The 24,497-nt window shown below is 69.4% G+C and carries 23 protein-coding genes; 17 read left to right on the top strand and 6 right to left on the bottom strand.

The features are described from left to right. Positions 1–9 precede the first annotated feature (9 nt). Together FHR97_RS03635 and FHR97_RS03630 are read left to right on the top strand one after the other, a co-directional pair. Complete coding sequence (locus tag FHR97_RS03635) at positions 10–594, top strand: DJ-1/PfpI family protein (RefSeq protein ID WP_183382371.1); 585 nt, start codon at positions 10–12, stop codon at positions 592–594. A gap of 94 nt (positions 595–688) precedes the next feature. Beyond that, positions 689–1,090, top strand: coding sequence for a ribbon-helix-helix domain-containing protein (locus FHR97_RS03630; protein ID WP_183382370.1), 402 nt, complete (start codon positions 689–691; stop codon positions 1,088–1,090). Here FHR97_RS03630 and FHR97_RS03625 read toward each other — a convergent pair. Further along, positions 1,054–1,485, bottom strand: coding sequence for a SufE family protein (locus FHR97_RS03625; protein ID WP_183382369.1), 432 nt, complete (start codon positions 1,483–1,485; stop codon positions 1,054–1,056). The genes FHR97_RS03630 and FHR97_RS03625 overlap by 37 nt on opposite strands. A gap of 27 nt (positions 1,486–1,512) precedes the next feature. Further along, the gene (locus FHR97_RS03620) at positions 1,513–2,724 is read right to left on the bottom strand and encodes a tyrosine-type recombinase/integrase (protein ID WP_246403706.1); all 1,212 of its coding nucleotides are present in this window, start codon (positions 2,722–2,724) and stop codon (positions 1,513–1,515) included. Positions 2,725–2,972: 248 nt separating this feature from the next. On the opposite strand from FHR97_RS03620, the gene FHR97_RS03615 reads away from it, so the two are divergent. Further along, a complete protein-coding gene (locus tag FHR97_RS03615; RefSeq protein ID WP_183382368.1) occupies positions 2,973–4,031 on the top strand; it encodes a DNA-binding protein in 1,059 nt (352 codons plus the stop codon). Between the two features lie 90 nt (positions 4,032–4,121). Here FHR97_RS03615 and nfuA read toward each other — a convergent pair whose 3' ends face one another. After that, positions 4,122–4,712, bottom strand: a complete 591-nt coding sequence (gene nfuA, locus FHR97_RS03610; protein WP_183382367.1) for a Fe-S biogenesis protein NfuA — start codon at positions 4,710–4,712, stop codon at positions 4,122–4,124. Between the two features lie 339 nt (positions 4,713–5,051). On the opposite strand from nfuA, the gene metH reads away from it, so the two are divergent. From metH to FHR97_RS03590, 4 genes are all read left to right on the top strand, one after another. Then, positions 5,052–8,753, top strand: a complete 3,702-nt coding sequence (gene metH, locus FHR97_RS03605; protein ID WP_183382366.1) for a methionine synthase — start codon at positions 5,052–5,054, stop codon at positions 8,751–8,753. 63 nt (positions 8,754–8,816) lie between these two features. After that, positions 8,817–10,145, top strand: a complete 1,329-nt coding sequence (locus FHR97_RS03600) for an MATE family efflux transporter (RefSeq protein ID WP_183382365.1) — start codon at positions 8,817–8,819, stop codon at positions 10,143–10,145. A gap of 126 nt (positions 10,146–10,271) precedes the next feature. After that, on the top strand, positions 10,272–11,924 hold the full coding sequence (locus tag FHR97_RS03595; RefSeq protein WP_183382364.1) for a nitrite/sulfite reductase: 1,653 nt from the start codon (positions 10,272–10,274) through the stop codon (positions 11,922–11,924). Continuing rightward, the gene (locus FHR97_RS03590) at positions 11,917–12,450 is read left to right on the top strand and encodes a DUF934 domain-containing protein (protein WP_183382363.1); all 534 of its coding nucleotides are present in this window, start codon (positions 11,917–11,919) and stop codon (positions 12,448–12,450) included. Before FHR97_RS03595 ends, FHR97_RS03590 begins: the two co-directional genes overlap by 8 nt. Before the next feature lie 69 nt (positions 12,451–12,519). On the opposite strand, the gene smrA is transcribed toward FHR97_RS03590, so the two are convergent. Continuing rightward, entirely contained in the window at positions 12,520–13,113 is a 594-nt protein-coding gene (smrA, locus tag FHR97_RS03585; RefSeq protein ID WP_183382362.1) for a DNA endonuclease SmrA, read from the bottom strand. 123 nt (positions 13,114–13,236) lie between these two features. Here smrA and FHR97_RS03580 point away from each other — a divergent pair, with 123 nt between their 5' ends. The 5 genes from FHR97_RS03580 (at position 13,237) to pdxH (ending at position 16,136) form a co-directional block, all read left to right on the top strand. Further along, positions 13,237–13,650, top strand: a complete 414-nt coding sequence (locus FHR97_RS03580) for a gamma-glutamylcyclotransferase family protein (RefSeq protein ID WP_183382361.1) — start codon at positions 13,237–13,239, stop codon at positions 13,648–13,650. 255 nt (positions 13,651–13,905) lie between these two features. Continuing rightward, complete coding sequence (gene arsC / locus FHR97_RS03575; protein WP_183382360.1) at positions 13,906–14,247, top strand: arsenate reductase (glutaredoxin); 342 nt, start codon at positions 13,906–13,908, stop codon at positions 14,245–14,247. 28 nt (positions 14,248–14,275) lie between these two features. After that, positions 14,276–14,899, top strand: coding sequence for an NAD(P)H:quinone oxidoreductase (gene wrbA / locus FHR97_RS03570; protein WP_183382359.1), 624 nt, complete (start codon positions 14,276–14,278; stop codon positions 14,897–14,899). Continuing rightward, positions 14,896–15,285 carry a DUF2069 domain-containing protein gene (locus FHR97_RS03565; protein ID WP_183382358.1) on the top strand — a complete coding sequence of 130 codons (390 nt, stop codon included), beginning with the start codon at positions 14,896–14,898 and terminating at the stop codon, positions 15,283–15,285. The genes wrbA and FHR97_RS03565 overlap by 4 nt, the downstream gene beginning before the upstream one ends. A gap of 209 nt (positions 15,286–15,494) precedes the next feature. Beyond that, positions 15,495–16,136: a pyridoxamine 5'-phosphate oxidase gene (gene pdxH, locus FHR97_RS03560; protein ID WP_183382357.1), complete on the top strand. Its 642-nt coding sequence runs from the start codon at positions 15,495–15,497 to the stop codon at positions 16,134–16,136. 47 nt (positions 16,137–16,183) lie between these two features. Here pdxH and FHR97_RS03555 read toward each other — a convergent pair whose 3' ends face one another. Next, complete coding sequence (locus FHR97_RS03555; RefSeq protein ID WP_183382356.1) at positions 16,184–18,931, bottom strand: bifunctional acetate--CoA ligase family protein/GNAT family N-acetyltransferase; 2,748 nt, start codon at positions 18,929–18,931, stop codon at positions 16,184–16,186. A gap of 106 nt (positions 18,932–19,037) precedes the next feature. On the opposite strand from FHR97_RS03555, the gene FHR97_RS03550 reads away from it, so the two are divergent. Then, positions 19,038–19,970, top strand: coding sequence for a histone deacetylase family protein (locus tag FHR97_RS03550; RefSeq protein ID WP_183382355.1), 933 nt, complete (start codon positions 19,038–19,040; stop codon positions 19,968–19,970). Positions 19,971–20,127: 157 nt separating this feature from the next. Next, positions 20,128–20,760 carry a helix-turn-helix domain-containing protein gene (locus tag FHR97_RS03545; RefSeq protein WP_183382354.1) on the top strand — a complete coding sequence of 211 codons (633 nt, stop codon included), beginning with the start codon at positions 20,128–20,130 and terminating at the stop codon, positions 20,758–20,760. Positions 20,761–20,769: 9 nt separating this feature from the next. On the opposite strand, the gene FHR97_RS03540 is transcribed toward FHR97_RS03545, so the two are convergent. After that, entirely contained in the window at positions 20,770–21,627 is an 858-nt protein-coding gene (locus FHR97_RS03540; protein WP_183382353.1) for a formate dehydrogenase accessory sulfurtransferase FdhD, read from the bottom strand. Positions 21,628–21,717: 90 nt separating this feature from the next. On the opposite strand from FHR97_RS03540, the gene FHR97_RS03535 reads away from it, so the two are divergent. The 3 genes from FHR97_RS03535 to FHR97_RS03525 are packed head-to-tail and all read left to right on the top strand — an operon-like array spanning position 21,718 to position 24,495. Continuing rightward, positions 21,718–22,146, top strand: coding sequence for a DUF3305 domain-containing protein (locus FHR97_RS03535; RefSeq protein ID WP_183382352.1), 429 nt, complete (start codon positions 21,718–21,720; stop codon positions 22,144–22,146). Further along, the gene (locus FHR97_RS03530; protein ID WP_183382351.1) at positions 22,143–22,733 is read left to right on the top strand and encodes a DUF3306 domain-containing protein; all 591 of its coding nucleotides are present in this window, start codon (positions 22,143–22,145) and stop codon (positions 22,731–22,733) included. Before FHR97_RS03535 ends, FHR97_RS03530 begins: the two co-directional genes overlap by 4 nt. Before the next feature lie 43 nt (positions 22,734–22,776). After that, positions 22,777–24,495, top strand: coding sequence for a 4Fe-4S dicluster domain-containing protein (locus tag FHR97_RS03525; protein ID WP_183382350.1), 1,719 nt, complete (start codon positions 22,777–22,779; stop codon positions 24,493–24,495). The last annotated feature ends 2 nt before the right edge of the window (positions 24,496–24,497 follow it).

The following is a 24,497-nucleotide window of genomic DNA, read 5'->3' as shown; positions in this document are numbered from 1 at the left end:
AGAACCGCCATGTCCGGCAAGCGAATCCTGATGCTCTGCGGCGATTTCGCCGAGGACTACGAGACCATGGTCCCCTTCCAGGCCCTCCAGGCCGTGGGACACCGCGTCGATGCGGTCTGCCCCGACAAGCGCCCCGGCGACACCGTGGCCACGGCGATCCACGACTTCCAGGGCGACCAGACCTACACCGAGAAACCGGGCCACCGCTTCGCCCTGAATGCCAGCTTCGAGGAGGTCGACCCGGCCACCTATGATGGCCTGGTGATTCCCGGCGGGCGAGCGCCGGAGTACCTGCGTCTCGATGCCCGGGTGATCGAGATCGTGCGGCACTTCTTCACGGCGGACAAGCCGGTGGCGGCCGTCTGCCATGGCGCCCAGTTGCTCGCCGCCGCCCGGGTGCTCGAGGGACGGCGCTGCGCCGCCTATCCGGCCTGTCGCCCCGAGGTGGAGCTCGCGGGGGGCCACTATGCCGATATCGCCGTGGACGATGCGGTGACTGACGGCAACCTGGTCACCGCGCCGGCCTGGCCGGCCCATCCCGCCTGGCTCGCCCAGTTCCTCGAGCGGCTCGGCACCCGCATCGGCCACGCCTGAAGGCCCGGCTTGCCGATCCCCCTGCCAGGCGGCATGCTGTCGCCTGGCACCTCGTGCGGTGCGTCTGGACCATGCCGCCAAGGAGATCGGGACCATGTGCAAGCTTTTCACCGGCGCCGACCCCGCCCTGTGGGAGTCGCAGACCCGCTCCATGCGCCTCGACGGGGTGAGCACCAGCGTGCGCCTCGAGGGGTTCTTCTGGGGCGTGCTCGAGGAGATCGGCCGCCGCGACGACCTGGGGCTGAGCCAGCTGCTCACCCGGCTCTCCCGGGAATGGATCGAGTCGGGACGCGACGTCGACAACTTCGCGTCCTTCCTGCGTGTCTGCTGTGGGCGCTACTACGCCCTGCAGCTCGCCGGGGAGGTGCCGACCCGCCGGGATGCCCCCATCGCCGACCTGGACGCCGAGGCCATCCTGGCCCGGGAGCGCCGCCGTCGCCACGGCGCGACCACGGCCCGTCAGGCCGAGGCCGCTTCCTGCCCGGCCACGCGGTAGATCCGCTCCAGCATGGCGTTCAGGCCGTTGCTGCGGGTCGGCGACAGGTGCTTGTCGAGGCCCAGGTCCTTGAGGAAGTGCGGGCTGGTGGCGCGGATGTCCTCGGGGCGCCGATCGTTGTAGATGCGCATCAGCACGGCGATCAGCCCCGAGACGATGGCCGCATCGGAGATCGCCTGGAAGTGCAGCCGCTCGCCCTCCCGCGCGTGGTGCATCCAGACATTGGACTGGCAGCCCTGGATCTTCAACTCCGCGACCTTCCACTCGTCGGGAAAGGCCGGCAGCTGCTTGCCCATGTCGATGATGTACTGGTAGCGATCCATCCAGTTGTCGAACATCTCGAACTCGTCCAGCAGCTCCTGCTGGGCCTGTTCGGCGGTGGTCTCTGTGTTCATGGGAACTCCTCGATGTGGTGGTCGCGATTATAACGTCCGGGAGCCGCCCTCGTCCGCCCCCTTGCCGGCCTGCTCGACTGACCCGCCGCCCGACAGCCCGTGCCGGGCCTGCTGGCGATGCCACTCCGCGTCCTCGGCATGCAGGTAGCGGGCCGTGGTATCGAGCCGGGAATGGCGCGCCGTCTCGGCGAGGTAGCGCAGCTCGATCCCGGCCTGGGCCTGGTGGGTCAGGGCCGTGTGGCGAAGCCAGTGGGGCGTGGCCCGTCGCAGCTGGGCCACCTCCCGCCCCGCCGCGTCACCGAGTTCGACCGCCAGGGCCACGGCGGCCTCGTCGAAGACGCCGCGCATCAGCCGGTACAGCCGGTTCTCGCCCAGGCCGCGGCGACCGTCCAGCCCCCGCAGCAGCGGCGCGGCCTCGTCCGGGCCGGGCTCGGGGGCGAGGCCGAGGTGGCCTCGCCAGTCGCCGAGCAGGCGCATCATGTCCGGGGGCACCGGGATGCGCGCCGCCTTGCCGCCCTTCCCCACCACGTCCCACCACCAACGCCCCTCGCGCCGCTGGAAGTCACTCATGCGGGCCGCCGCCATCTCCGAGATCCGAGGGGCCAGCAGGTAGGCGAAGCCGAACACCAGGCGGCGGCGCGCGATCTCGAAGCGCGTGCGTGGCGAGGCGCCTTCCGGTGGCTCGCGCGCGAGCCACTGCCAGAGCCAGTCCCACAGCGGGCGTTCCAGGTAGCGCTCGATCCGCGACTGGCGGTTATCCAGGCGACGCCGCTTGTCGCGCATCAGCCGGAAGGGGTTGTGGGCGATCCAGCCCGCCTCGGCCAGCCAGGCGAACAGCCCCTGCAGGATGACCAGGCTCTGGCGCCGGCTGGCCGGTGACAGCGGGCCGCGGAAGGGGCGCCAACGAGGGTCGCGGCGCGGCCGCGTCGCCCCCACCCAGCGCTCCCGGGGCCGGGGGTCGCCGAGGAAGGCCTCGAAGGCGTCGAGGTGGTCGCGGCGCACCTCGGCGAGCCCCAGCTCCCGGGTCGCCAGCCACAGCAGCAGGCGCTCGGCCTCGCGACGGTAGGCGCGCCGGGTATTGGGGCTGGCCCGGTACTCGGCGAGCCACAGGGCCACCGCCTCGATGTCGTCGCGGGCGGCGATATGGCTGGCGCCCCGGGGGGACGACTCGGCAGGCAGGTCGGGCGCCGCCTCGTACAGTCCCTGCACCACTTCCTGCCCCATGACGGTCTCCGACATCCCTCACCTCTCCCTTCTCTCTTTCGTGCTTCCGTGTGCGACACGCTGCCTGACGGCCGGGGACAGTGTCCCCGTGGCGACCCCGAAAATCAAGATAAGCCGCGTAATCTTGATTTTTCTATCAATAGGATAATGTAAATTACGTACAACGTAATATGTAATTATCTTTATTTCCCTGCCGGAGCGGGGTATGCTGCGCCCATCGGCGACGCCTCCGGGGAGGCGAGTCAGCAGGCAAGGAGAACGGCATGGCACGCAGCGGGGTGCAGTACGAGGATGTGCAGCGGGCGATCGACACCCTGATGGCCAGGGGCGAGGCGCCCAGCGTGCAGAAGATCCGCGAGGCGCTGGGCACCGGCAGCTTCACCACCATCAGCGAACACCTCCGGGAGTGGCGCAAGCGTCGCGAGGAGAACCGGGACGTGCCCCCGCCGCGGGGCATGCCGGCCGCCCTGCAGGAGCTTGCCGAGACGCTCTGGCAACAGGCCCAGGAGAGCGCCAACGAGGCACTGGCCCACTATCGCCGCGAGGCCGACGACAAGGTGGCCGAGGCGCGGGAGAGCGTCGCCGCCGCCGAGCGCCGCGCCGAGGATGCCGAGCAGCGGGAGACCGCCCTGTCCGCGCACCTGACGCGCACCGAGGAGCGGCTTACCGAGCAGACCGCCGAGCTCGCTCGCCTGCAGGCCGACCACGATGCCCTCCAGGTCGCCGAGGCTCGCCGGCGCGAGACCCGCGGCCGCCTCGAGACGCGGCTGGACGAACTGCAGGGCGAGCTCGAGCGCCAGGCACAGGCCCATCGCCAGGCGCAGGAAGAGAAGGACGCGGCGCATCAGGCGCGGCTGGCTCAGGAAGAGCAGCGTCACGAAGCCGCCGAGGCGCGCCTGATGGGCCTGGTCGACGAGGCTCGGCAGGAACGGCAGGCCGCCGAGAAGGCCCAGGCGTCGCGCGCCGAGCGCCTGGAGAAACGCCTCGAGGCGGCGCAGGCGGAGCAACAGACGCTGCGCGAGGCGCTACAGAAGGAAGAGAAACGGCGGCGTGGTGAGGAGCAGACGCGCCGAGACGCCGAGACCGCCCGGACGAGCCTGGATCAGGAGCGGGCCCGCCTCGCGGCCCGACTGGAGGATGCCCAGGCGGCCCTGGCCTCGCGTCAGTTCCGCGTGGAGAAGCTGGAGAAACAGCTCGAGGATCGCCTCTGGTCGTCGCTGGAGACGATCCGCGAGACCCAGGCGCAGCTGAGCGACACGACCGAAAACGGCGCGGGCCCCGCTAGCGCGGGGCCCGAGAAGGCAGATAGTGCCGAGAGCTAAGCAAGGAAGCGCTGATTTGCGTCGCGAGCGAAGATAGGCCGGTTGCCGCCGGCGGCCGGCCTATCGAGCGCAGCAGCAAATCAGGGTTTCCTAGCGGTAGTAGGCGTTGGTGGTGTCGGTATGGTCGGTGACGTCGCGGATGCCGGCCAGCTCCGGGATGCGCTCCATCAGGGTCTTCTCGACGCCCTCCTTGAGGGTCAGGTCCACGGCGGCGCAGCCCTGGCAGCCGCCGCCGAAGGCCAGCACGGCCACCTGCTCCTCGGTGAGCTCGACCAGCTTGATCTCGCCACCGTGGGCCGCGAGCCCCGGATTGATCTCGCTGTAGAGCACGTAGTTGACCCGGTCGGCCAGCGGGCTGTCGGCATTGACCTTGGGCATCTTGGCGTTGGGGGCCTTGATGGTCAGCTGGCCGCCCATGCGGTCGGCATTGAAGTCGACCACCGCCTCCTCGAGGAAGGGCAGGCTGTGCTTGTCCAGGTAGACCGCGATCTTGTCGAGCTCGAGGCGCTCGTCGCTGGGCTCCTCCTCGCCGGGCCGGCAGTAGGCCAGGCAGGTCTCGGCATAGGGCGTGCCGGGCTGGGTGATGAAGATGCGCACGGCGATTCCCTCGACGCTCTGCTTGGCCAGCAGTTCGGCGAGGTAGTCCTGGGCACTGTCGGTAATCTGGATGCTGTCGCTCATGATGCTCTCGCTGTTCGAGCCGGGCCGCTGCGGTGCCGACCGCCGCGACCGAAGGCCGCAAATGAGGTGATAGGCCCATGGTAAGCGAGTGGCCTGCGCGAGACAATCCCGAGTGTTTTGCTGGGTTTTAGGGCGCGTTAACCATCGTCCGCCGATGGCGTGCGATGATTAACGCGCCCTAGGCCCCCTGCCGCCGCACGCCGGCTTTTGCTATCATGACGGCTTTGTCCCGGGGCCTCGCCCCGCCGACTCTCGACGGCCGCCTCGAATGACAAGACGCCTCAGGCGCCGCGCCGTCGATGCGCCCCGACGCCTTCACGCTGGAGATTGACCCGACCCATGGCTGCCGTCCCGACTCCCCTGACCGCCACGCTTACCGAACGCCTCGGCCAGCATATCCTGATGCTGGACGGAGGCATGGGCACCATGCTGCAGAACGCGGCACTGTCCGAGGAGGAGTTTCGCGGCGAGCGCTTTGCGGACTGGCCCAGCGACCTCAAGGGCAACAACGACCTGCTGGCGCTGACCTGCCCGGACCTGGTCACGCGGATCCATCGGGACTATCTGCTGGCCGGGGCCGACATCGTCGAGACCAACACCTTCAACAGCACGCGACTGTCCCAGGCCGACTACGGCATGGAGGCGCTGGTCCCCGAGCTCAACCGCGAATCGGCCCGGCTGGCGCGCGCGGCCTGCGACGCCGTGGCCGAGGAGACCGGCGTGCCCCGCTACGTCGCCGGGGTGCTGGGGCCGACCTCGCGCACGGCCTCGCTGTCCCCGGACGTCAACGACCCCGCCAAGCGCAACGTCACCTTCGATGCGCTGCGCGACAACTACCGCGAGGCCGCCGAGGCGCTGATCGAGGGCGGCAGCGACCTGATCCTGATCGAGACGATCTTCGACACCCTGAACGCCAAGGCCGCGATCTACGCCCTCGAGGAGCTCTTCGAGGCCCGCGGCGAGCGGCTGCCGGTGATGATCTCCGGGACCATCACCGACGCCTCGGGGCGCACCCTGTCGGGCCAGACCACCGAGGCCTTCTGGAACTCGGTGCGCCATGCCCGGCCGCTGTCGGTGGGCCTGAACTGTGCCCTGGGCGCCGAGGAGCTGCGGCCCTACGTCGAGGAGCTGGCCAAGAAGGCGGACACCTTCGTCTCGGCCCACCCCAACGCCGGCCTGCCCAATGAGTTCGGCGAGTACGACCAGACCCCCGAGGAGATGGCGACCATCGTCGCCGAGTTCGCCGCCAGCGGCCTGGTCAATATCATCGGCGGGTGTTGCGGGAGCACGCCGGAGCATATCGCCGCCATCCACCGGGCGATCCGCGAGCTGCCGCCGCGGCCGCTGCCGGAGCGGCCCCTGGCCTGCCGCCTGTCGGGCCTCGAGCCGTTCAACATCGAGCACGACTCGCTGTTCGTCAACGTCGGCGAGCGGACCAACGTCACCGGTTCCGCCCGCTTCAAGCGGCTGATCAAGGAAGAGGACTACACCACCGCCCTCGAGGTGGCCCTCGAGCAGGTGGAGAACGGCGCCCAGGTCATCGACATCAACATGGACGAGGGCATGCTCGAGTCCGAGGAGGCCATGGTGCGCTTCCTCAACCTGATCGCCGGCGAGCCCGACATCGCCCGGGTGCCGATCATGGTCGACTCCTCCAAGTGGGAGATCATCGAGGCCGGCCTCAAGTGCATCCAGGGCAAGGCGGTGGTCAATTCCATCTCGCTGAAGGAAGGCGAAGCGGCCTTCCGCGAGCAGGCCACCAAGTGCCGACGCTACGGCGCCGCGGTGGTGGTGATGGCCTTCGACGAGCAGGGCCAGGCCGACACCTTCGCGCGCAAGACCGAGATCTGCCAGCGCGCCTACCGCCTGATGGTCGACGAGATCGGCTTCCCCCCGGAAGACATCATCTTCGATCCCAACATCTTCGCCATCGCCACCGGCATCGAGGAACACGACAATTACGCGGTGGACTTCATCGAGGCCACCCGCTGGATCCGCGAGCACCTGCCCCACGCCATGGTCTCCGGCGGGGTGTCCAACGTCTCCTTCTCGTTCCGCGGCAACAACCCGGTGCGCGAGGCCATCCACTCGGTGTTCCTCTACCATGCCATCCGCGCCGGCCTGACCATGGGCATCGTCAACGCCGGCCAGCTGGCGGTCTACGACGACCTGCCCGAGGAACTCCGCGAGGCGGTCGAGGACGTGGTGCTCAATCGCCGCAGCGACTCCACCGAGCGGCTCCTCGACCTCGCCGACAAGTACAAGGGCGACGGCAGCGGTGGCGCCAGGAAGGAAGACCTCGAGTGGCGCAGCTGGGAGGTCGAGAAGCGCATCGAGCACGCCCTGGTCAAGGGCATCACCGCCTATATCGAGGACGATACCGAGCTGGCCCGCCAGCGGGCCACGCGCCCCATCGAGGTGATCGAGGGGCCGCTGATGGATGGCATGAACGTGGTCGGCGACCTGTTCGGCGCCGGCAAGATGTTCCTGCCCCAGGTGGTCAAGTCGGCACGCGTCATGAAGCAGGCAGTGGCCTACCTGATCCCCTACATCGAGGCGGAGAAGAGCGAGGACACCCAGGCCAAGGGCAAGATCGTCATGGCCACGGTCAAGGGCGACGTCCACGATATCGGCAAGAACATCGTCGGCGTGGTCCTGCAGTGCAACAACTACGAGGTGATCGACCTCGGCGTGATGGTGCCGGCGGAGAAGATCCTGCAGACCGCCCGCGACGAGAACGCCGACATCATCGGCCTGTCGGGGCTGATCACCCCGTCGCTGGACGAGATGGTCCATGTCGCCAAGGAGATGCAGCGCCAGGGCTTCACGCTGCCGCTGCTGATCGGCGGGGCCACCACCTCCAAGGCCCACACCGCGGTCAAGATCGAGCCGGGCTACGAGCACCCGGTGATCTATGTCACCGATGCCTCACGGGCCGTCGGGGTGGCCGGCAAGCTGCTCTCGCCGGGGCTCAAGGAGGCCTATGTGGCCGAGATCCGTGCCGAGTACGAGACGGTCCGCGAGCGCAACGCCAGGCGTCGCCCCAAGGCCGCGGAGATCAGCTATGCCGAGGCGCGTCGTCACAAGCCGGCCATCGACTGGGCGGACTACACGCCACCGCGGCCGGCCCTCGAGGGCCTCCAGGTCTTCGATGACTACGACCTGACCAAGGTGGTCGAGCGCATCGACTGGACGCCCTTCTTCATGAGCTGGCAGCTGGCCGGCAAGTACCCGAGGATCCTCGAGGACGACAAGGTCGGCGAGGCGGCACGCAGCCTGTTCGCCGACGCCCAGGACATGCTGGCGCGGATGATCGACGAGCACCTCATCCAGGCCCGCGGCGTGATCGGCCTGTGGCCCGCCAACAGTGTCGATGACGACGTCATCGAGGTCTATGCCGACGAGTCCCGTGCCGAGGTGGTCGAGCGGCTGCACCATATCCGCCAGCAGACCACCAGGAACCGCGAGGGAGTCTGCTACAGCCTGGCCGACTTCGTCGCGCCCAAGGCCAGTGGCAAGCCCGACTGGATCGGCGGCTTCGCGGTGACCGCGGGGCACGGCGTCGAGGCACTCGCCAACCGCTACAAGGCCGCCGGCGATGACTACAACGCCATCATGGTCCAGGCGCTGGCCGACCGGCTCGCCGAGGCCTTCGCCGAGCACATGCACGAGCGGGTCCGCAAGGAGTTCTGGGGCTATGTGCCCGACGAGACGCTCGACAACGAGGCGCTGATCGCCGAGAAGTACCAGGGCATCCGCCCCGCGCCGGGCTATCCGGCCTGCCCGGACCATACCGAGAAGGCCACCCTCTTCCGCCTGCTCCAGGCCGAGACCCACGCCGGCCTCGAGCTCACCGAGAGCTTCGCCATGTGGCCCTCCGCGGCGGTCTCCGGCTGGTACTTCGCCCACCCCCAGTCGAAGTACTTCTCCACCGGCAAGATCACCCGCGACCAGGTCGAGGTGCTGGCCAGCCGCAAGGGCATGTCGGTCGTCGAACTGGAGCGCTGGCTGGCGCCGGTGCTCTCCTACGACCCCAGCTGATGGCGCGGCGTGTCACCTCGGGCCCCCTGCGCGGGGCCGGCCCCGGTCGTGACGGACGGTGCCATGCTGCCTGAGTCCCCGCGCCGCCGGACCATCCTGCGTCTCGCCCTGCCGATCATCGGCGGCATGCTCAGCCAGAGCCTGCTCAACCTGATCGACGCGGCGCTGGTGGGCTCGCTGGGCGAGGTGCCCCTGGCCGGGGTGGGCATCGGCGGCTACGCGATCTTCTTGATCACCGCCGTGGTGTTCGGCCTGTCGTCCGGCGTGCAGGCGCAGACCGCGCGACGTCACGGCGAGGGGGACTGGGGCCGGCGCGCCTTGGCCCTCAACGCCGGGCTCGCGATCGCCCTGGCCGTCGCCCTGCCCCTGACCCTGCTGTGCCTGTGGCAGGCGCCACGCCTGCTGGCGCTGATCAACCAGGACCCGACGGTGAATGCCGAGGCCGTCGCCTACTTTCGCTGGCGCGTGGTGTCGCTGGTGCCGGTGGCGATGATCTTCTGCTTCCGCGGCTACTGGAACGGCATCCAGCAGACCGGCGTGTACCTGCGCATCATCCTGGTGATGCACCTGGTCAACGTGGTGGCCAGCGTGCTGCTGATCTTCGGCTGGCTGGGGCTGCCCGCCATGGGGGCCGCCGGCGCCGGGGCCGGCACCAGCCTCTCGCTGTATGCGGGACTCGCCATCTGGGCGGTGCTGAGCCTCCGCCGTGCCACCGCCAGCGGCTTCCTGGCGGGGCGGCCCTACCCCCGGACCCTGGTCACCACCCTGCGCCTGGCCGCGCCCCACTCGTTCCAGCAGATCTGGTTCGCGGCGGGCTACGCGGTGCTGTTCTGGATCCTCGGGCAGGTCGGTACCGCCAGCGTGGCGGTGGGCCACGTGCTGGTGAATCTGTCGCTGCTGCTGATCCTGCCCGGGGTGGGACTGGGCATGGCGGCGATGAGCCTGGTCGGCGAATCGCTGGGCCGCCAGGACCATCGCGCTGCCCACCGCTGGGGCTGGGAGGTGGTGCGCCTGGCCTGGCTGTGTCTGGCGCTGATCGCCCTGCCCATGCTCCTGTTCCCCGAGGCGGTGCTCGAGCTGTTTCTCCACGAGCCGGCCCTCACCGCCATGGGGCGGGTGCCGCTGCAGCTCACCGCCGTGATGATCGTGCTCGATGCCGCGGCCCTGGTGTTCGCCCAGGCCTTGCTCGGGGCCGGCGCGAATCGTACGGTAATGACCACCACCCTGACCCTGCAGTGGCTGGTGTTCCTGCCGCTGGCCTGGGGGGTGGGCGTTCACCTGGGCTACGGCCTGGTGGGTATCTGGTGGGTCCAGCTCGGCTATCGCTGCCTGAACTCCGCCTGGTTCGTGATGATCTGGCAGCGACGCCGGTGGCTGAGACTCGCGATATGATGTCGGATGCCACGGCTCATTCCATTTCGAATATAAAGTATGAAGATTTATTCTTTTATAGAATAACCCCGACCCATTAAGGTGGGCGTCAAGCTCCGCCACTTCCAAGTTGCAGGTAAGCGCTGAATGTACCGTTACGACACCCATGATCAGACCCTGGTCGACGAGCGCGTCGCCCAGTTCCGCGACCAGATGCGTCGCTACCTCGAGGGCAAGATCAGCGACGAGGAGTTTCTGCCGCTTCGCGTGCAGAACGGTCTCTATATCCAGCGCTATGCGCCGATGCTGCGCATCGCCATCCCCTACGGGATGCTGGCCTCCTACCAGCTGCGCAAGCTGGGCGAGATCGCGGCGCGCTATGATCGGGGCTACGGCCATTTCACCACCCGCACCAACCTCCAGCTGAACTGGCCGAAGCTCGAGGACGTGCCGGACATGCTGGCGGAACTCGCCAGCGTGCAGATGCACGCCATCCAGACCAGCGGCAACGACATCCGCAATACCACCACCGACCAGTTCTCCGGCGTCGCCGCCGACGAGGACGTCGATCCGCGCGCCTGGTGCGAGCTGATCCGCCAGTGGTCGACCTTCCACCCCGAGTTCGCCTATCTGCCGCGCAAGTTCAAGATCGCCGTGACCGGGGCCGAGGAGGATCGCGCCGCCATTCTGGTCCACGACGTGGGCCTGCGGCTGTGGCGTGACGACGCCGGCGAGGTGCGCGTGAAGGTGCTGGCCGGTGGCGGCCTGGGTCGCACGCCGATGATCGGCGACGTGGTCCGCGAGGACCTGCCCTGGCAGCACCTGCTGACCTACCTGGAAGCGATCCTGCGGGTCTACAACCAGTTCGGCCGCCGCGACAACAAGTTCAAGGCACGCATCAAGATCCTGGTCAAGGCGCTGGGCATCGAGGAATTCCGTCGCCGCGTCGAGGCGGAATGGGCGCACCTCAAGGACGGCTCCCAGACCCTCAACGAGGAGGCCGTGGCGGCGGTGGCCGAGCATTTCGTCGACCCCGAGCGTCGCGAGGTGAGCCAGCAATCCGTCGAGGCCTACGAGCGCCTGCGCGCCGAGAACCGCGCCTTCGCCCGCTTCGTGACCAACAACGTCACCGACCACAAGGTCCCCGGCTACAAGGCCGTGACCCTGTCGCTGAAGCGCCGCGAGCACTCGCCGGGCGATGTCACCTCCGAGCAGATGACCGCGATCGCCGACCTGGCCGATGAATTCGGCTACGGCGAGCTGCGGGTCACCCACGAGCAGAACCTGGTGCTGACCGACGTCCCGGTGGATCGCATCGAGGCCCTCTGGCAGCGCCTCGAGGCGCTGGGCATGGCCAACCCCACCGTGGGCACCCTCGCCGACCTGATCTGCTGCCCCGGCGGCGACTATTGCGGCCTGGCCAACGCCAAGTCGATCCCGGTCGCCCACGCCATCCAGGAACGCTTCGAGGACCTCGACTTCCTCTATGACCTGGGCCCGCTGGAGCTCAACATCTCCGGCTGCATGAACGCCTGCGGCCACCACCATGTCGGCCACATCGGCATCCTCGGCGTCGACAAGAAGGGCGAGGAGTACTATCAGATCTCGCTGGGTGGCAGCCAGGGCAACGGCGCCTCCCTGGGCAAGATCCTCGGCCCGTCCTTCTACCGCGAGGACGTGCCCAGCGTGATCGACAAGCTGCTGCAGGTCTACGTCGGCGAGCGCACCGCCGACGAGACCTTCCTCGACACCTATCGCCGCATCGGCCTCAAACCCTTCAAGGAGCGTGTCTATGCCTGAGCAGACCTCCAGCCGTCCCCTGATCGTCGAGCGTCGTGTGGTGAGTGACGAGTGGGTCCTCTGCGAGTCCGCCGAGGCGTGCCCCGAGGGCCAGCCCGCCATCGTGCCGCTGGAGGCCTGGCAGGCCTCCCACCAGGGGCCGGACATCGCGCCCTGGCTGGCCAGCGACACCGAGATGACCGCGGCGCTGGCCAAGGAGCTCGAGGCCGCCCCCCTGGTCGCCATCGACTTCCCCAGGTTCACCGACGGCCGTGGCTACAGCATCGCCCGGCTGCTGCGGGAGCGCTACGGCTACACGGGGCAGATCCGCGCCGTGGGGGATGTGCTGATCGACCAGCTGTTCTACATGTCGCGCTGCGGCTTCGACGCCTTCTCGCTGCGCGAGGATCAGGAGGTCGAGGTGGCCCTGAAGGCCCTGGACACCTTCAGCCTGAGCTACCAGCCCGGCGTCGACGATCCAGAACCGCTGTTCCGTCGGCGCCAGCGTGAGCCGGGAAAGACTGAGGCGGATCCGGCCATGGCCTGATCCGCAGTCCCCGCATCACCGACGACGAAGCCGGCCCTCGTGGCCGGCTTCGTCGTTGTCACGCCCGCCTCAGCTGCGCCGCTTCTGCTGCCGCTCGCGATTGGCGGCTCGGGCGCGGTTGCTCTTGCGCAGCATCACCCAGGTAGCCCCCAGGCCGCCGTCGGCCTGACTCGCCGAGGCGAAGGCCTGGACCTCCTCGAAGGTCGGCAGCCACTTGGCCAGGTAGGAACGCAGCACATTGGGCGGGCTGTCGATCTCGCGTCCCCGCCCGTGGATGATCAGCACCGAGCGCAGGTCATGCTCCCAGGCCTCGCGCAGGAACGCCGGCAAGGCCCGGCGGCATTCCTCGAGGGGACGCCGAAGCAGGTGGAGGCTGGCCTGCACCGGGTAGCCCCCATGGCGCAGGCGATCCATCACCCCCTGCTGGATGCCGTCGCGGCGAAAGGCCAGCGGATCGAAGGGCGGCACCAGGTCGACGAAGTCATCGGAGAGCATGTCGCGCCCCTCATCGCCGCCGGCGGCACTCTCGCGACGGGCGAGCTGCGCCTCGCTCGGGCCGCTGTGACGCCGACCGGCATCGGCCCGGTCCGTGCCGCGACGCAGCGGACGCACTTCCCCGACGAGGGCCCGAAAGTCCAGGTCGTCATGGCGGGACTGGGTCATGGGACACCTCCGTCGCAGATGATCTCGTTGCCATCCTAGCAAAGCGCGCGGGGGGGGCTTAAGTCCCGGCCCCCGGCATGTCAGGATGGCCCGACTGCCCGGCCCCCATCATGAGCCTTCCCCATGCCGCGCCGCCTGATCACCGTTAGCCTGGTTGCCTCGCCTCTCGCCCTCGCCGGCTGGCTGTGGCTGACCCTGCTCAGTCCCTGGACCTATGAGCGTCCCGAGCATCTGGCGCCGGTGTCCCCGGGGACGCACCAGCTCTTCGTCTACGGCACCCTGCGCCATGCGCCGGTCCGCTGGCTGGTGTATGGCCGCGTCGGTGACCCCGAGCCGGTCAGGGTCGCCGGCTATCGCCGCGAGGGGCTGGACCTGGTTCCCGCCGACGGCGCCAGCGTCGAGGGCCTGCTGCTGCGGGTGAACGCCGAGGAACTCAGGCGCCTCGACCGTTACGAGCGGTTGGGCATCCGCTACCGGCGGGTGCGGATTCGACTCGCCGACGGTCGCGACGCCTGGACCTATCGACGTCTCGACTGACGTTGTCGCGGGAGTCCCGGAAGGGGTTTTGGGCAAATAGAAGATAACGGTATAAATCGGATATGGCTCCCTCCTCCTGACCGGCATCAGGGCGCTCTCGGCGCGGTAAACGAAGCCAAGGAGAGCCCCATGGTGGCCGAAACCATCACCGGCAAGGCGACTGCACCCCATCCCCGCCGCGCCGGTTGTGGCGCCGCTCGAGCACGGCCTACAATGAGCCGCGTTCATCACGACCGACCACAAGGACCCCGCGTCATGATCACCCTCCTGCATAATCCGCGCTGCTCCAAGTCACGCCAGGCCCTGGCGCTGCTGGAAGAGCGCGGCGTCGATCTCCAGGTCCGCCGCTACCTCGACGACCCCCTCGACGAGAAGGAACTGCGTTCCCTGATGGCGCGGCTGGATGCCGACGGTCAGGCCCTGGTACGCACCAACGAGGCCGAGTGGAAGGCCCTCGCTGCCGACTCCCAGGACCCGGATCAGGTCGTTCGGGCCATCGTCGCCCACCCGCGGGTCCTGCAGCGGCCGATCGCCGACGACGGGAGCCGTGCCGTGATCGGACGCCCTCCGGAAGACGTCCTCGCCCTGCTCGACTGATCCGTCCTCTCCCGTACCAGGAAGCCCCATGTCCGTCCCCCTGCCCTATGTCCTGATCCTCTATTACTCGCGTCATGGCGCCACCCGCGCCATGGCCGAGCGCCTGGCCGCCGGCGTCGAGTCCTGCCGCGGCATCGAGGCGCGGCTGCGTACCGTCCCGCCGGTCTCCCCCACCTGCGAGGCCGTCGACCCCGAGATCCCCGCCGAGGGCGCGGTCTACGCCAGCCTCGACGACCTGCGTCACTGTGCGGCGCTGGCCCTGGGAAGCCCGACGCGATTCGGCAACATGGCCGCACCGCTCAAGCACTTCGTCGACTCCACCATCGAGCTCTGGCTGGGCGGCACCCTGGTGGACAAGCCGGCCACCGCCTTCACCTCCACCTCCAGTCTTCACGGCGGCCAGGAGACCACCCTCATCTCCATGCTGCTGCCGCTGCTGCACCACGGCATGGTCTATGCCGGGCTGCCGTACAGCGAGATCGAGCTGATGGAGACCCAGGCCGGCGGCACCCCCTACGGGGCCAGCCACGTGGCCGGCAAGCGCAGCGATCGCCCGCTGGACGACCAGGAGCGTCAGCTCGCCTTTGCCCAGGGCAAGCGCCTCGCGCGGCTCGCCCTGGCCCTCGCCCACCGGCCCGGAGAGCGCTCATGAGACAGTGGCTGGAAGATCTCGAGGCCCGTCGAGGCCTCGACCACCTCACCGCCGGGTCCCGCAAGCTGGTGGTGGCCAGCTATGCATTACTGCTGATGCTGATGGTCTACCGCGGCCTGGCCATCGACAGCGACAACAGCGCCGTCGGCCCCCTGGTGGCCTTCGTCCTGCCCCTGCTGCTGTTCCTGCCGTCGATCCTGGCGCGTCGCGCCCGGGGGCATGCCTGGCTGGCCTTCGTCAGCCTGCTCTACTTCACCCAGGGGGTGATGGTCGCCACCCTGCCCGGCCAGGCTCCCCGCGGAATCATCGAGGCACTGGTGTCCCTGGCGCTGTTCACCGGCTGCATGGGCTATGCCCGCTTCCGCAGCCGCCAGCTGCGACAATGATCCATCATGCCGTCGCTCGCCGCATGACGTCCCCGGGCGTACTCGCCGTCAGTGCCATCTCGGCCTCCCCCAGGGTCGAGTACCTGAGCATGGTCCCGCCGGGCTGGACACCATAGGCTTAGCGAAAAATATCCCCTGGCCGACCCCTAACGGGTGTTGAGGTCGACCCGACAAGCGGCGACCATGAGAGTGAATTCGAGGAGAACGCCATGACACGCGATATCGCCGACATCCGACGCGACTATGAAGGCGGGCGCCTGGAGGAATCCCGGATGCCCGACCAGCCCACCGAGCTGTTCAGCGAGTGGCTGGCCCTGGCCATGGAGGCCGAGGGCGACGATGGCAATGCCATGACGCTGGCCACCGTGGACAGCCAGGGACTGCCCCATGCCCGGGTGGTGCTGCTCAAGGGGACCGACGAGCGGGGCCTGGTCTTCTATTCCAACTACCACAGCCACAAGGGCAGCGAGCTGGCCAACGTGCCCCATGCCGCCCTGGTCTTCTGGTGGCCGTCGCTGTCCCGGCAGGTGCGCGTCGAGGGCGCCGTGGAACGGGTCAGCGAAGAGGAATCCAACGCCTATTTCGCCAGCCGGCCGCGGGCCAGCCAACTGGGCGCCTGGGTCGCCACCCAGAGCGTGGTGATTCCCGACCGGACCTGGCTCGAGGAACGCGAACAGCGCTTCGAGCAGGCCTACGAGGGGCAGGCGATTCCCCGTCCCATCCACTGGGGCGGCTACCGCGTGGTGCCGGAGATGATCGAGTTCTGGCAGGGACAGCCCAGCCGCCTCCACGACCGCATCCGCTACGAGCGCCGCGACGGCCACTGGCAGCGTTTCCGCCTGGCCCCCTGAGCCGCGGGCGAGCCGCCCCGCCGAGGTCCCCCGCCCCTGGGGGGCCGTCAGTCCGGCAGGCTCTCCAGGCGATGCCGCTGCCAGTCGCTCTGCGGCTCGTTCAGGCGCAGCACGGCATCGACCACCTGCTCCTCCATGTTGTAGCGCTGCGTGAACCCCAGGTGCTTCATCAGCGAGCGCATCGGGTGATTGTCGACCATGATCTTGCCGATCATCTCCAGGGTGCCCACGCTCCTGCAGTAGCGGATCATCTTCTCCATCAGCAGGCTGCCGATGCCCAGCCCCTGCAGGTCGTCGCGAATGATGATCGAGAACTCGGTGCGGATGTTGTCCGCATCGTTCCAGACCCGCACCACCCCCAGCATCTCCTTGCTGCCGTCCTCCAGCAGGTGTTCGGCGATGAAGGCCATCTGGCGGTCATAGTTGATGTGCGACAGCATCGACAGGTCCCGCTGGGTCAGGTCGGCCTTGTGGTGGAAGTAGCGAAAGCGGATGCTTTCCTCGGAGAGCCGGGTATGGAAGCGGGTGATCAGGGGCGCATCCTCGGCGCGGATGGGACGCACCTCCACGTCCCAGCCGTTCTTGAGGGTCACCCATTCGCGCAGCTCCTCGGGATAGGGCATGATCGCGAAGCGCGCGGGCCGGCCCAGGTCCATGGCGAAGTCCACCGCCACCAGGCCCTCGCGGTTGAGCAACAGCGGGTTGAGCTCCAGGCCACGCAACTCGATCAGGTCGCTGGCCATCTGCGACAGGGTGACCAGCAGCTTGCCGATGCGCTCGAGGTCCCGCTCGGGGTCGCTGGAGTGCTCGCGGATCAGCCGGGCGGCATGGGTGCGGCCGACCAGGTCGGCCGCCAGGCTGATATTGAGCGGCGGCAAGGCGACCTGGCGATCGGCCAGGATATTGACCTTGTAGCCGCCGATCCCGAACACGATGACCGGGCCGAAGACCGGATCCCGGGTGATGCCGGCACACAGCTGCATGGAGTGCTTGCCCCGCTGCATCGGCTGCAGGCAGTACTCCCGCACGCGAAACTCGGGAAACTTCTCGGCGACCTTGTCGCCCAGCCGGGTGACGCCCTCGGCCACCTGCGCCGGCGTGGTCAGATCCTGCAGCAGGCCGGCCGAGATCTTGTGGGGGTGCTGGCGGTAGCGAAACGGCCGGCAGTTGCCGTCATGGATCACCTTCAGGGCCATGGCCCCCTCGAGGCTCGCCGCCGCGTCGGCGGCCTCCTCCGGCGTGTCGACATAGTGGCGCGGGGCCACCGGGATGCCATAGGCCTCGAGCACCCGGGCGGTCTCGGAATGCAGCAGGCATTCCCGCTGCCGGGAGCGAACCTCGTCGAGCAGGGTCCGGCAACGGCGCCGGATCTCGGGTGTGGTGGCGAACGGCAGGCTCGGCGGCGTCTCCTGCAGCAGGGCCTGGACCCGCTGGTAGTCGACCATGTGCATGAACGCCTTCACCGTCTTCTCGGGCGAGATATAGGTCGGGATGCCGGCGAGGTTGCACTCGTGGCGCGCCGACAACGCCTCCTCGAGCCCCATCCAGCTGGTCAGCAGGTTGCGGCGAAAGCGCTTGCGCGCGGCGATGATCGCCTGGGCGGTGGCTTTCGACGGCGCCAGGCGGGTCGGCGCGTGGACCACCAGCACCGCATCCACGCCGGAGTCGGCGGCCACCAGCGCCAGCGCCTCGACGAAGCGCTCCGGCGTGGCGTTGCCGCCCAGGTCCACCGGATTCTCCCCGGGCTTGCTGATGTCGACGTCGTCCCGGCGCAGCGCCCGGCGGGTCTCCTCGGTGAAGACGGCCAACCGGCCCCCGGCACGGATCAGCTTGTCGATGGCCAGCATGGCCGGCCCCAGGCCGTTGGCGACCACCGCCAGGCGATCGCCGCGCAGCGGCTTCATGCGCGACAACGTCTCGAGGGCATCGAAGAGCTCATCGGAATCATCGACCCGCACCACCCCGGCCCGGGCGAAGGCGGCATCGAAGAGCTGGTCGCGGTTGGCGATGCCCGGGGTCGGCGGCAGGCCCGAGATGTCCGACTCGGCGGTGCGCCCGCTCTTGATGGCCAGCACCAGCCGATGCCGCGAGGCATCACGCAGCGCGGTCATGAAGTGCTGGGCGTCGAGTATCCGCTCGAGGTGCAGCAGGATGGCCTGGGTCGGCGAGAACTGGTTGATGTAGTCGATCAGGTCGGGCAACAGCACATCGACGCTGTCGCCCACCGTCACCAGGTGCGAGAAACCGATGCCGCGGCCGGCGGCCCAGTCGATCATGGCGTTGCCGAGCATGCCGGACTGCCCCAGGTAGGCCACGCGGCCCTTCCTCACCGGCTGGCTGGCGTAGGAGGCATTGAGCCGGCGCCCCGGCACGATCAGCCCCATGCACTCCGGGCCCAGCACCCGGATCCCCGACGCCCGGGCCGCCGCCAGCATCCGCCCGCGGATCGAGCCCTCGTCACCACGCTCGTCGTCCAGGTGGGCGCCGCCGGACAGCACCAGGGCGGCGCGCCCCCCCAGCTTGCCGAGCTGGCCGATCGTCCGCGGGACCGTCTCCACCGGCGAGCAGAGCACCGCCAGATCCGGCGTCTCCGGCAACCTGGAGACGCGGGATACGCAGGGGACGCCATGCACGCGCTCGTAGCCCTTGGGATTGACCGCCCAGATCGTCCCCGGGAAACCGCCCTCCTGCAGGTTACGGATCACCAGTCCGCCCATGGAATGCGGCTTCTCGGAGGCACCGATCACCGCGATGGTGCGCGGCTCGAAGAAGTGGTGCAGGAAGCGGGTGCTCATGGGCTCCTCCATCGGGTTCGGGCAGTCCCCTGTGTACGACTTATTGACACTGTCCTGCAAGGCCCCGCCACGCCTAAGGTGATCGTCATCGACCCGGAGCGCGTGAATGATAACGGCCTACCTTTCCCATCCCGACTGTCAGCGGCACCACATGGGGCCCGAACACCCGGAAAGCCCGCTGCGCCTCGAGGCCATCCGCGCGCGGCTGATGCTCGGCGGCATCCTCCAGCAGACCATGCAGTCGGACGCCCGGGAAGCCACCGAGGAGCAGCTCGCCCGGGTCCATCCCCTGCGTCACCTGCGGGCCCTGGACAAGTGCCTCCCCGACCATGGCCTCGTTGCCCTGGATGGCGACACCCTGATGAATCCCGACAGCCTGCTGGCGGCCCGGCTGGCCGCCGGCGCGGTGGTGCGGGGCGTCGATCTGGTGTTTCGCCACCAGGCCGACAACGTCTTCTGTGCCGTGCGCCCGCCCGGCCATCACGCCGAGGCCAGCGACGCCATGGGCTTCTGCTTCTACAACAACGTGGCGGTGGGCGCCGCCCATGCCAGGGCCAGGTACGGCGTGCGACGGGTGGCGATCCTCGACTTCGATGTCCATCAGTGCAACGGCACCATCGACATCTTCAAGGACGATCCGGGGGTCCTGGTCTGCACCAGCTTCCAGTATCCCTTCTATCCCTGGCGCTACCTGCGCAGCGAGTCCCGGAACGTGGTCAACACGCCGCTGGCCGCCGGTACCGACGGGCCGGCCTTCCGCCGCGCCGTCGAGGACGACTGGCTGCCGGCCCTGCATGCCTTCAAGCCCGAGCTCGTGCTGGTCTCGGCGGGCTTCGATGCGCATCGCCAGGATCCCCTGGCCGAGCTGTGCCTCGAGGACGAGGACTATCACTGGGTCACCCACCTGGCCATGGAGATCGCCGCCCTCTATGCCGACCATCGCCTGGTCTCGGTACTCGAGGGGGGCTACGACCCGGATGCCCTGGGTCGCGGCGCGGAGGCCCATGTCAAGGCGCTGCTCGGCCTGCCGTTCGCCTGACCGACGCCACGGGTTTCCCCGGGGCGGGAAACCTCGCGGGGAGCGCCCCGTCGCCGACGGCTGTCGCCATCGCCCCGAGAGGCGTCGTTTCCGTGGCCGACGGCCGCCGGGGATATGGTATTCTGTGGGAAACCCTGTTTCCGATAGTGAATGCCGCATGCCCGCCAGCAACGATCAGGACGCCGCCCTGCGCATCGCCTCGGGGCGCAAACCCTTCGTCGAGCCCCAGCGCCTCGGGGAACGCCTCCGCGAGATCCGCCTGGCCAACCAGTGGACCCTGGGTGACGTCAGCGAACGCACCGGCCTGGCGCGCTCCACCCTGTCCAAGATCGAGAACGACCAGATCTCGCCGACCTTCAGTGCCGTGCAGAAGCTGATCAGCGGGCTCGATATCGACCTCCCGCAGCTGCTCTCCCAGCCCAAGGCCAAGACGCGCACCATGGGGCGTCGCGACCTGACCCGCCGCGGCGAGGGCCAGTTGCATCCCACGCCCACCTACGAGCACGAGTTGTTGAGCTGCGAGCTGGCCCAGAAGCGCATGATCCCCTTCAAGACGATCGTGCGGGCCCGACGCTTCGAGGACTTCTGCCAGTGGGTGCGTCACGACGGCGAGGAGTTCCTGATGGTGCTCGAGGGCGAGATCCAGCTGTTCTCCGAGTTCTACGAGCCGCTGCGCCTGGCCAAGGGCGACAGCATCTACTTCGACAGCGACATGGGGCACGCCCTGGTGTCGGTGAGCGAGGAGGACGCCGTGGTGCTGTCGGTCTGCACCCCCCGGGATGGCCAGTAGCGGCGACGCTCAATCCCGCCCCTGGCGCGGGCGGTCGCCGGGCCGGCGCGCGGGCATGGCATCCAGCTCGAGGCGCCCCTCGCCGCCGATGGCCTGGAAGTGGCGGCCCTTGGCCCGCGCCACCAGCAGCACCCCGAACCGCTCGGCGAGCTCGACCCCCTTCTGGGTCACGCCGGAGCGTGACACCAGCACGCCGATGCCCATCTGGGCCACCTTGAGCACCATCTCCGAGGTCAGCCGGCCGGTGGTGTAGAAGATGTCCGGCGCCGGCTGCGCCTCCTCGCGGCCCAGCCACTGGCGCCCCGCCAGGGTATCCACGGCATTGTGCCGGCCCACGTCCTCGACGAAATCCAGCACTTCCGCCTGGCGACACAGGGCGCAGCCGTGCACGGCCCCTGCGCTGCGGTAGGTCTCGTTGTAGGCGCCGAGGTTCTCCAGCAACCCATAGAGCACGGACTGACGCAACCGGGTACGCGGCAACGGCGTCAGCGAGGTGGCCTCCAGCAGCCGTCCGAAGACGGTGCCCTGGCCGCAGCCGGTGGTCACCGTGCGCTGACCGAGCCGCTCCTCCAGGTCCTCGGGCAGGTGGCGGGTCACCACGGCGGCGGCCTCCACCTCCCAGTCCACCTGTACCGCCTGGAGATCCTCGAGGCGACCCAGCAGGCCCTGGTTGCGCAGGTAGCCCACCACCAGGGCCTCCGGATCCGCCCCCAGGGTCATCAGGGTGACGATCTCGCGCCGGTTCAGGTACACCGTCAGGGCACGCTCCGCGGCGATCGCCTGGGGACGGGCCTCGCCGAACTCGTCGACGACGGTGATCTCGAGCGTGGCCGGCAGCCGTGCGTGGCTCAGGCTGATGTCGTGCATGGGAGGCCTCCAGCGTTTGCGTTGATGACGATGATGGCATTCCCCGCCCGCCGTGTCTTTACTGGCAGGGAAACCCTCGGGAGTCACGGCATGCCCACCGCCACCACCCGACGCCTCAGCGTTTCCCTCAGGGCCGAGCGCGTCACCAGCAAGGGCTTCACCGCGACCCGCTGGCGAGTCGCCGACCTCGTGTCCGGCGATGGCGGCCCTCACCCCCTGGACCTGCAGCTCACCCTCACCGAGCGTGCCGCCTATCGCTTCAACCTGGCCTCGGACTCGCCGCGGCTGTTCATCAACGCCGGCGATGCCGACGGGGAGCCGCGCCCCGCCTGCATCACCGCCAGCCAGGAGGTGGCCGCGGCCTGGCTGGACGGCGAGCAGCGCGTGCTGGAGGTCGCCATGCCCCTGGCGATCCAGGCCTGGCTCGAGGCCTACCTGGCCCGCCATGGCGAGGCCCCCGACGAGGGACGCAAGAAGCAGCGCAAGGGCGCCGGCCGCGCCCGGGAGCACACCCCATGAACCATTTTCAACGCTGGTCCCGACGCAAGCGGGGCGTCATCGGCGACGACGAGATCGACGACGCGACGGCGTCCGCCGGCCGTGAAGAGGCCAGCGACGCCCCTTCGGCCGAGCCCGTCGCGGCCCCGGAGGCACCGGCCACCGACCCCGAGGCGGAGCTTCCCGACCCCGACAGCCTGCCAGCGGGCAGCGATATCACGGCGTTCATGGCGCCCGGCGTCAGCGCCGGCCTGCGCCGACGCGCCCTGAAGCGGCTCTTCGCCGCGGACCATTACGGTATCCGCGATGGCCTCGATGACTACGACCAGGATTTCCGCCGGACCCTGACCCCGCTGGCGAGCCAGGCCGCGGAGCGCCTGCGACGCTGGCTCGACGAGCCGGTCGGCGGTCGCGATGACGCTGCGGCCGGCGAGCCCCGCGAGGTCGCCGGCGACGCCACGCCCTCCGCGGGTGACGAGCCGCGAGACGACGGGGATGGCGAGAACGTCGCCGCCTCCCAGACGGAGACGCTCCCTGCGAGTGCCGGCGATGCCCCATTAGACCAAGGAGCATTGGCGCAAACGGGAAAACCCATCAAGACTCGATGAATGAGCATTTCATAATAATAAATGACTTCGACCGTGAGGCTGCATGAACCAGCGAATCGACCCGCTGGCGGAGGACGAGGCGGACGAGCCCCGTAACCGCCAGGCGCGCGACCTTGCCCGCCGCCAGCTCTCCTGGCCCGTCAACCTGGCCCCGGAGACCCTGAGCTATGTCAGCGAGGGCCATGCCCTGCTGCTCGGTAACGAACGCCACGTGCGGCGCGCCGCCAGGGCCCTCGCCGATACGGGGCTGGGCTCCCTGAGCCTGCTGTTCACCGAGCCCGTCGCCGCCGGCGAGGACGGCGACGACGATGCCCTGTTGGCCGCCACCGACCATCTCTCGCAGCATTCCCTCACCCGGAACCAGCGCCGTCGGCTGCGCCTGGCAGGCTATCTCGGTCGCTTCACCGCGACGCTGGACACGCCAGAGGGCCCCCTGGACCTGGCCAGGCTGCTGGCCGGCCGCGCCCATTTCGACCTGGTCATCGACCTCGGCGAGGCGCCCTGCCTGGCGCTGGAACTGCCCCCGCCCGGCTACCTCGCCTTCCCCTGGGAGGACGCGGCGCGCGACGCGCGCCTGGCCGAGGCGGCCGACCTGGTGGGCGAGTTCGACAAGCCCCGCTACGTCCAGGTCGACGGCCAGCGCTGCGCCCATGCCGCCAATGGCCAACCGGGCTGTACGCGCTGTCTCGAGGTGTGTCCCGCCGATGCCATCGCCAGTCGCCGGGGCCGCATCGAGGCCTGGGTCGAGATCGACCCCTACCGCTGCCACGGCGTGGGCAGCTGTGCCAGCGCCTGCCCCACCGGCGCCATCGGCTACCGCCAGCCCACCGCCTCGCGCCAGCTCGACACCCTGCTGGGCTGGCTGGCGGCCTACCGGGCGGCCGGGGGACGCACGCCCGTCGTGCGCTTCCTCGCGGCCGGGACGCTGGCCGAGGAGGACAGCGCCGCGGGGCACGTGATCGACATCCCCCTCGAGGAGCTCGGCGCCGCCGGCCATGACCAGTGGCTCGCCGCCCTGGCCGGCGGTGCCGCCGAGGTCCGCCTGCAGTACCACGCCGACATGCCCGAGCGGCTGACGGCCTTCCTCGACGACCAGCTGGCGCTGGCGCGGGGGATGCTCTCGGCCCTGGGCCATGCTCCCGAGCGGCTGGTGGGCCTGACGCCCGGCGACAGCGCCGGCCGCGACGCCTTGCCCGCCCTGGCGCCGCTGACCACCACCCCCCTCGCGCTGACGGGCGACGACAAGCGAGCCCGTCTCGACCAGGCGCTCGACCGCCTGGCCGAGCTGGGCGCACCGGATGGCCGGCGCCATGCCCTGCCGCAGGGCGCGCCCTATGGGTCGGTCGCGGTCAGCGAGGCGGCCTGCACCCTGTGCATGGCCTGCGTGGCGACCTGCCCCACGCCGGCCCTGGGGGCCGGCCGGGACGCCCCGCGGCTCGACTTCCGCGAGGCCGACTGCGTGCAGTGCGGCCTCTGCGAGGCCGCCTGCCCGGAGGACGCCATCCGCCTGGTGCCGGGACTGCTGGCCGACCCGTCGCGCGGCGAGCGGCGCGTGCTGCACGAGGACGCGCCCTTCGCCTGTCTGCATTGCGGCAAGCCCTTCGCCAGCGCCGGCACCATCGCCGCCATCAAGGCCAAGCTGGCCGATCATCCCCACTTCGCCGGCGAGGCCGCCCGGCGGCTGGAGATGTGCGAGGACTGTCGCGTGCGCGATGCCTGGCGGTCCCTGGCCCGCGACCCCGACGCGCAATCGAGGGTATGACC

This window comes from Halomonas stenophila (genome assembly GCF_014192275.1).
Lineage (GTDB): Bacteria > Pseudomonadota > Gammaproteobacteria > Pseudomonadales > Halomonadaceae > Halomonas > Halomonas stenophila.
The sequence above is the reverse complement of the archived record's forward strand: the minus strand, read 5'-3'. Positions and strand labels throughout refer to the sequence as shown.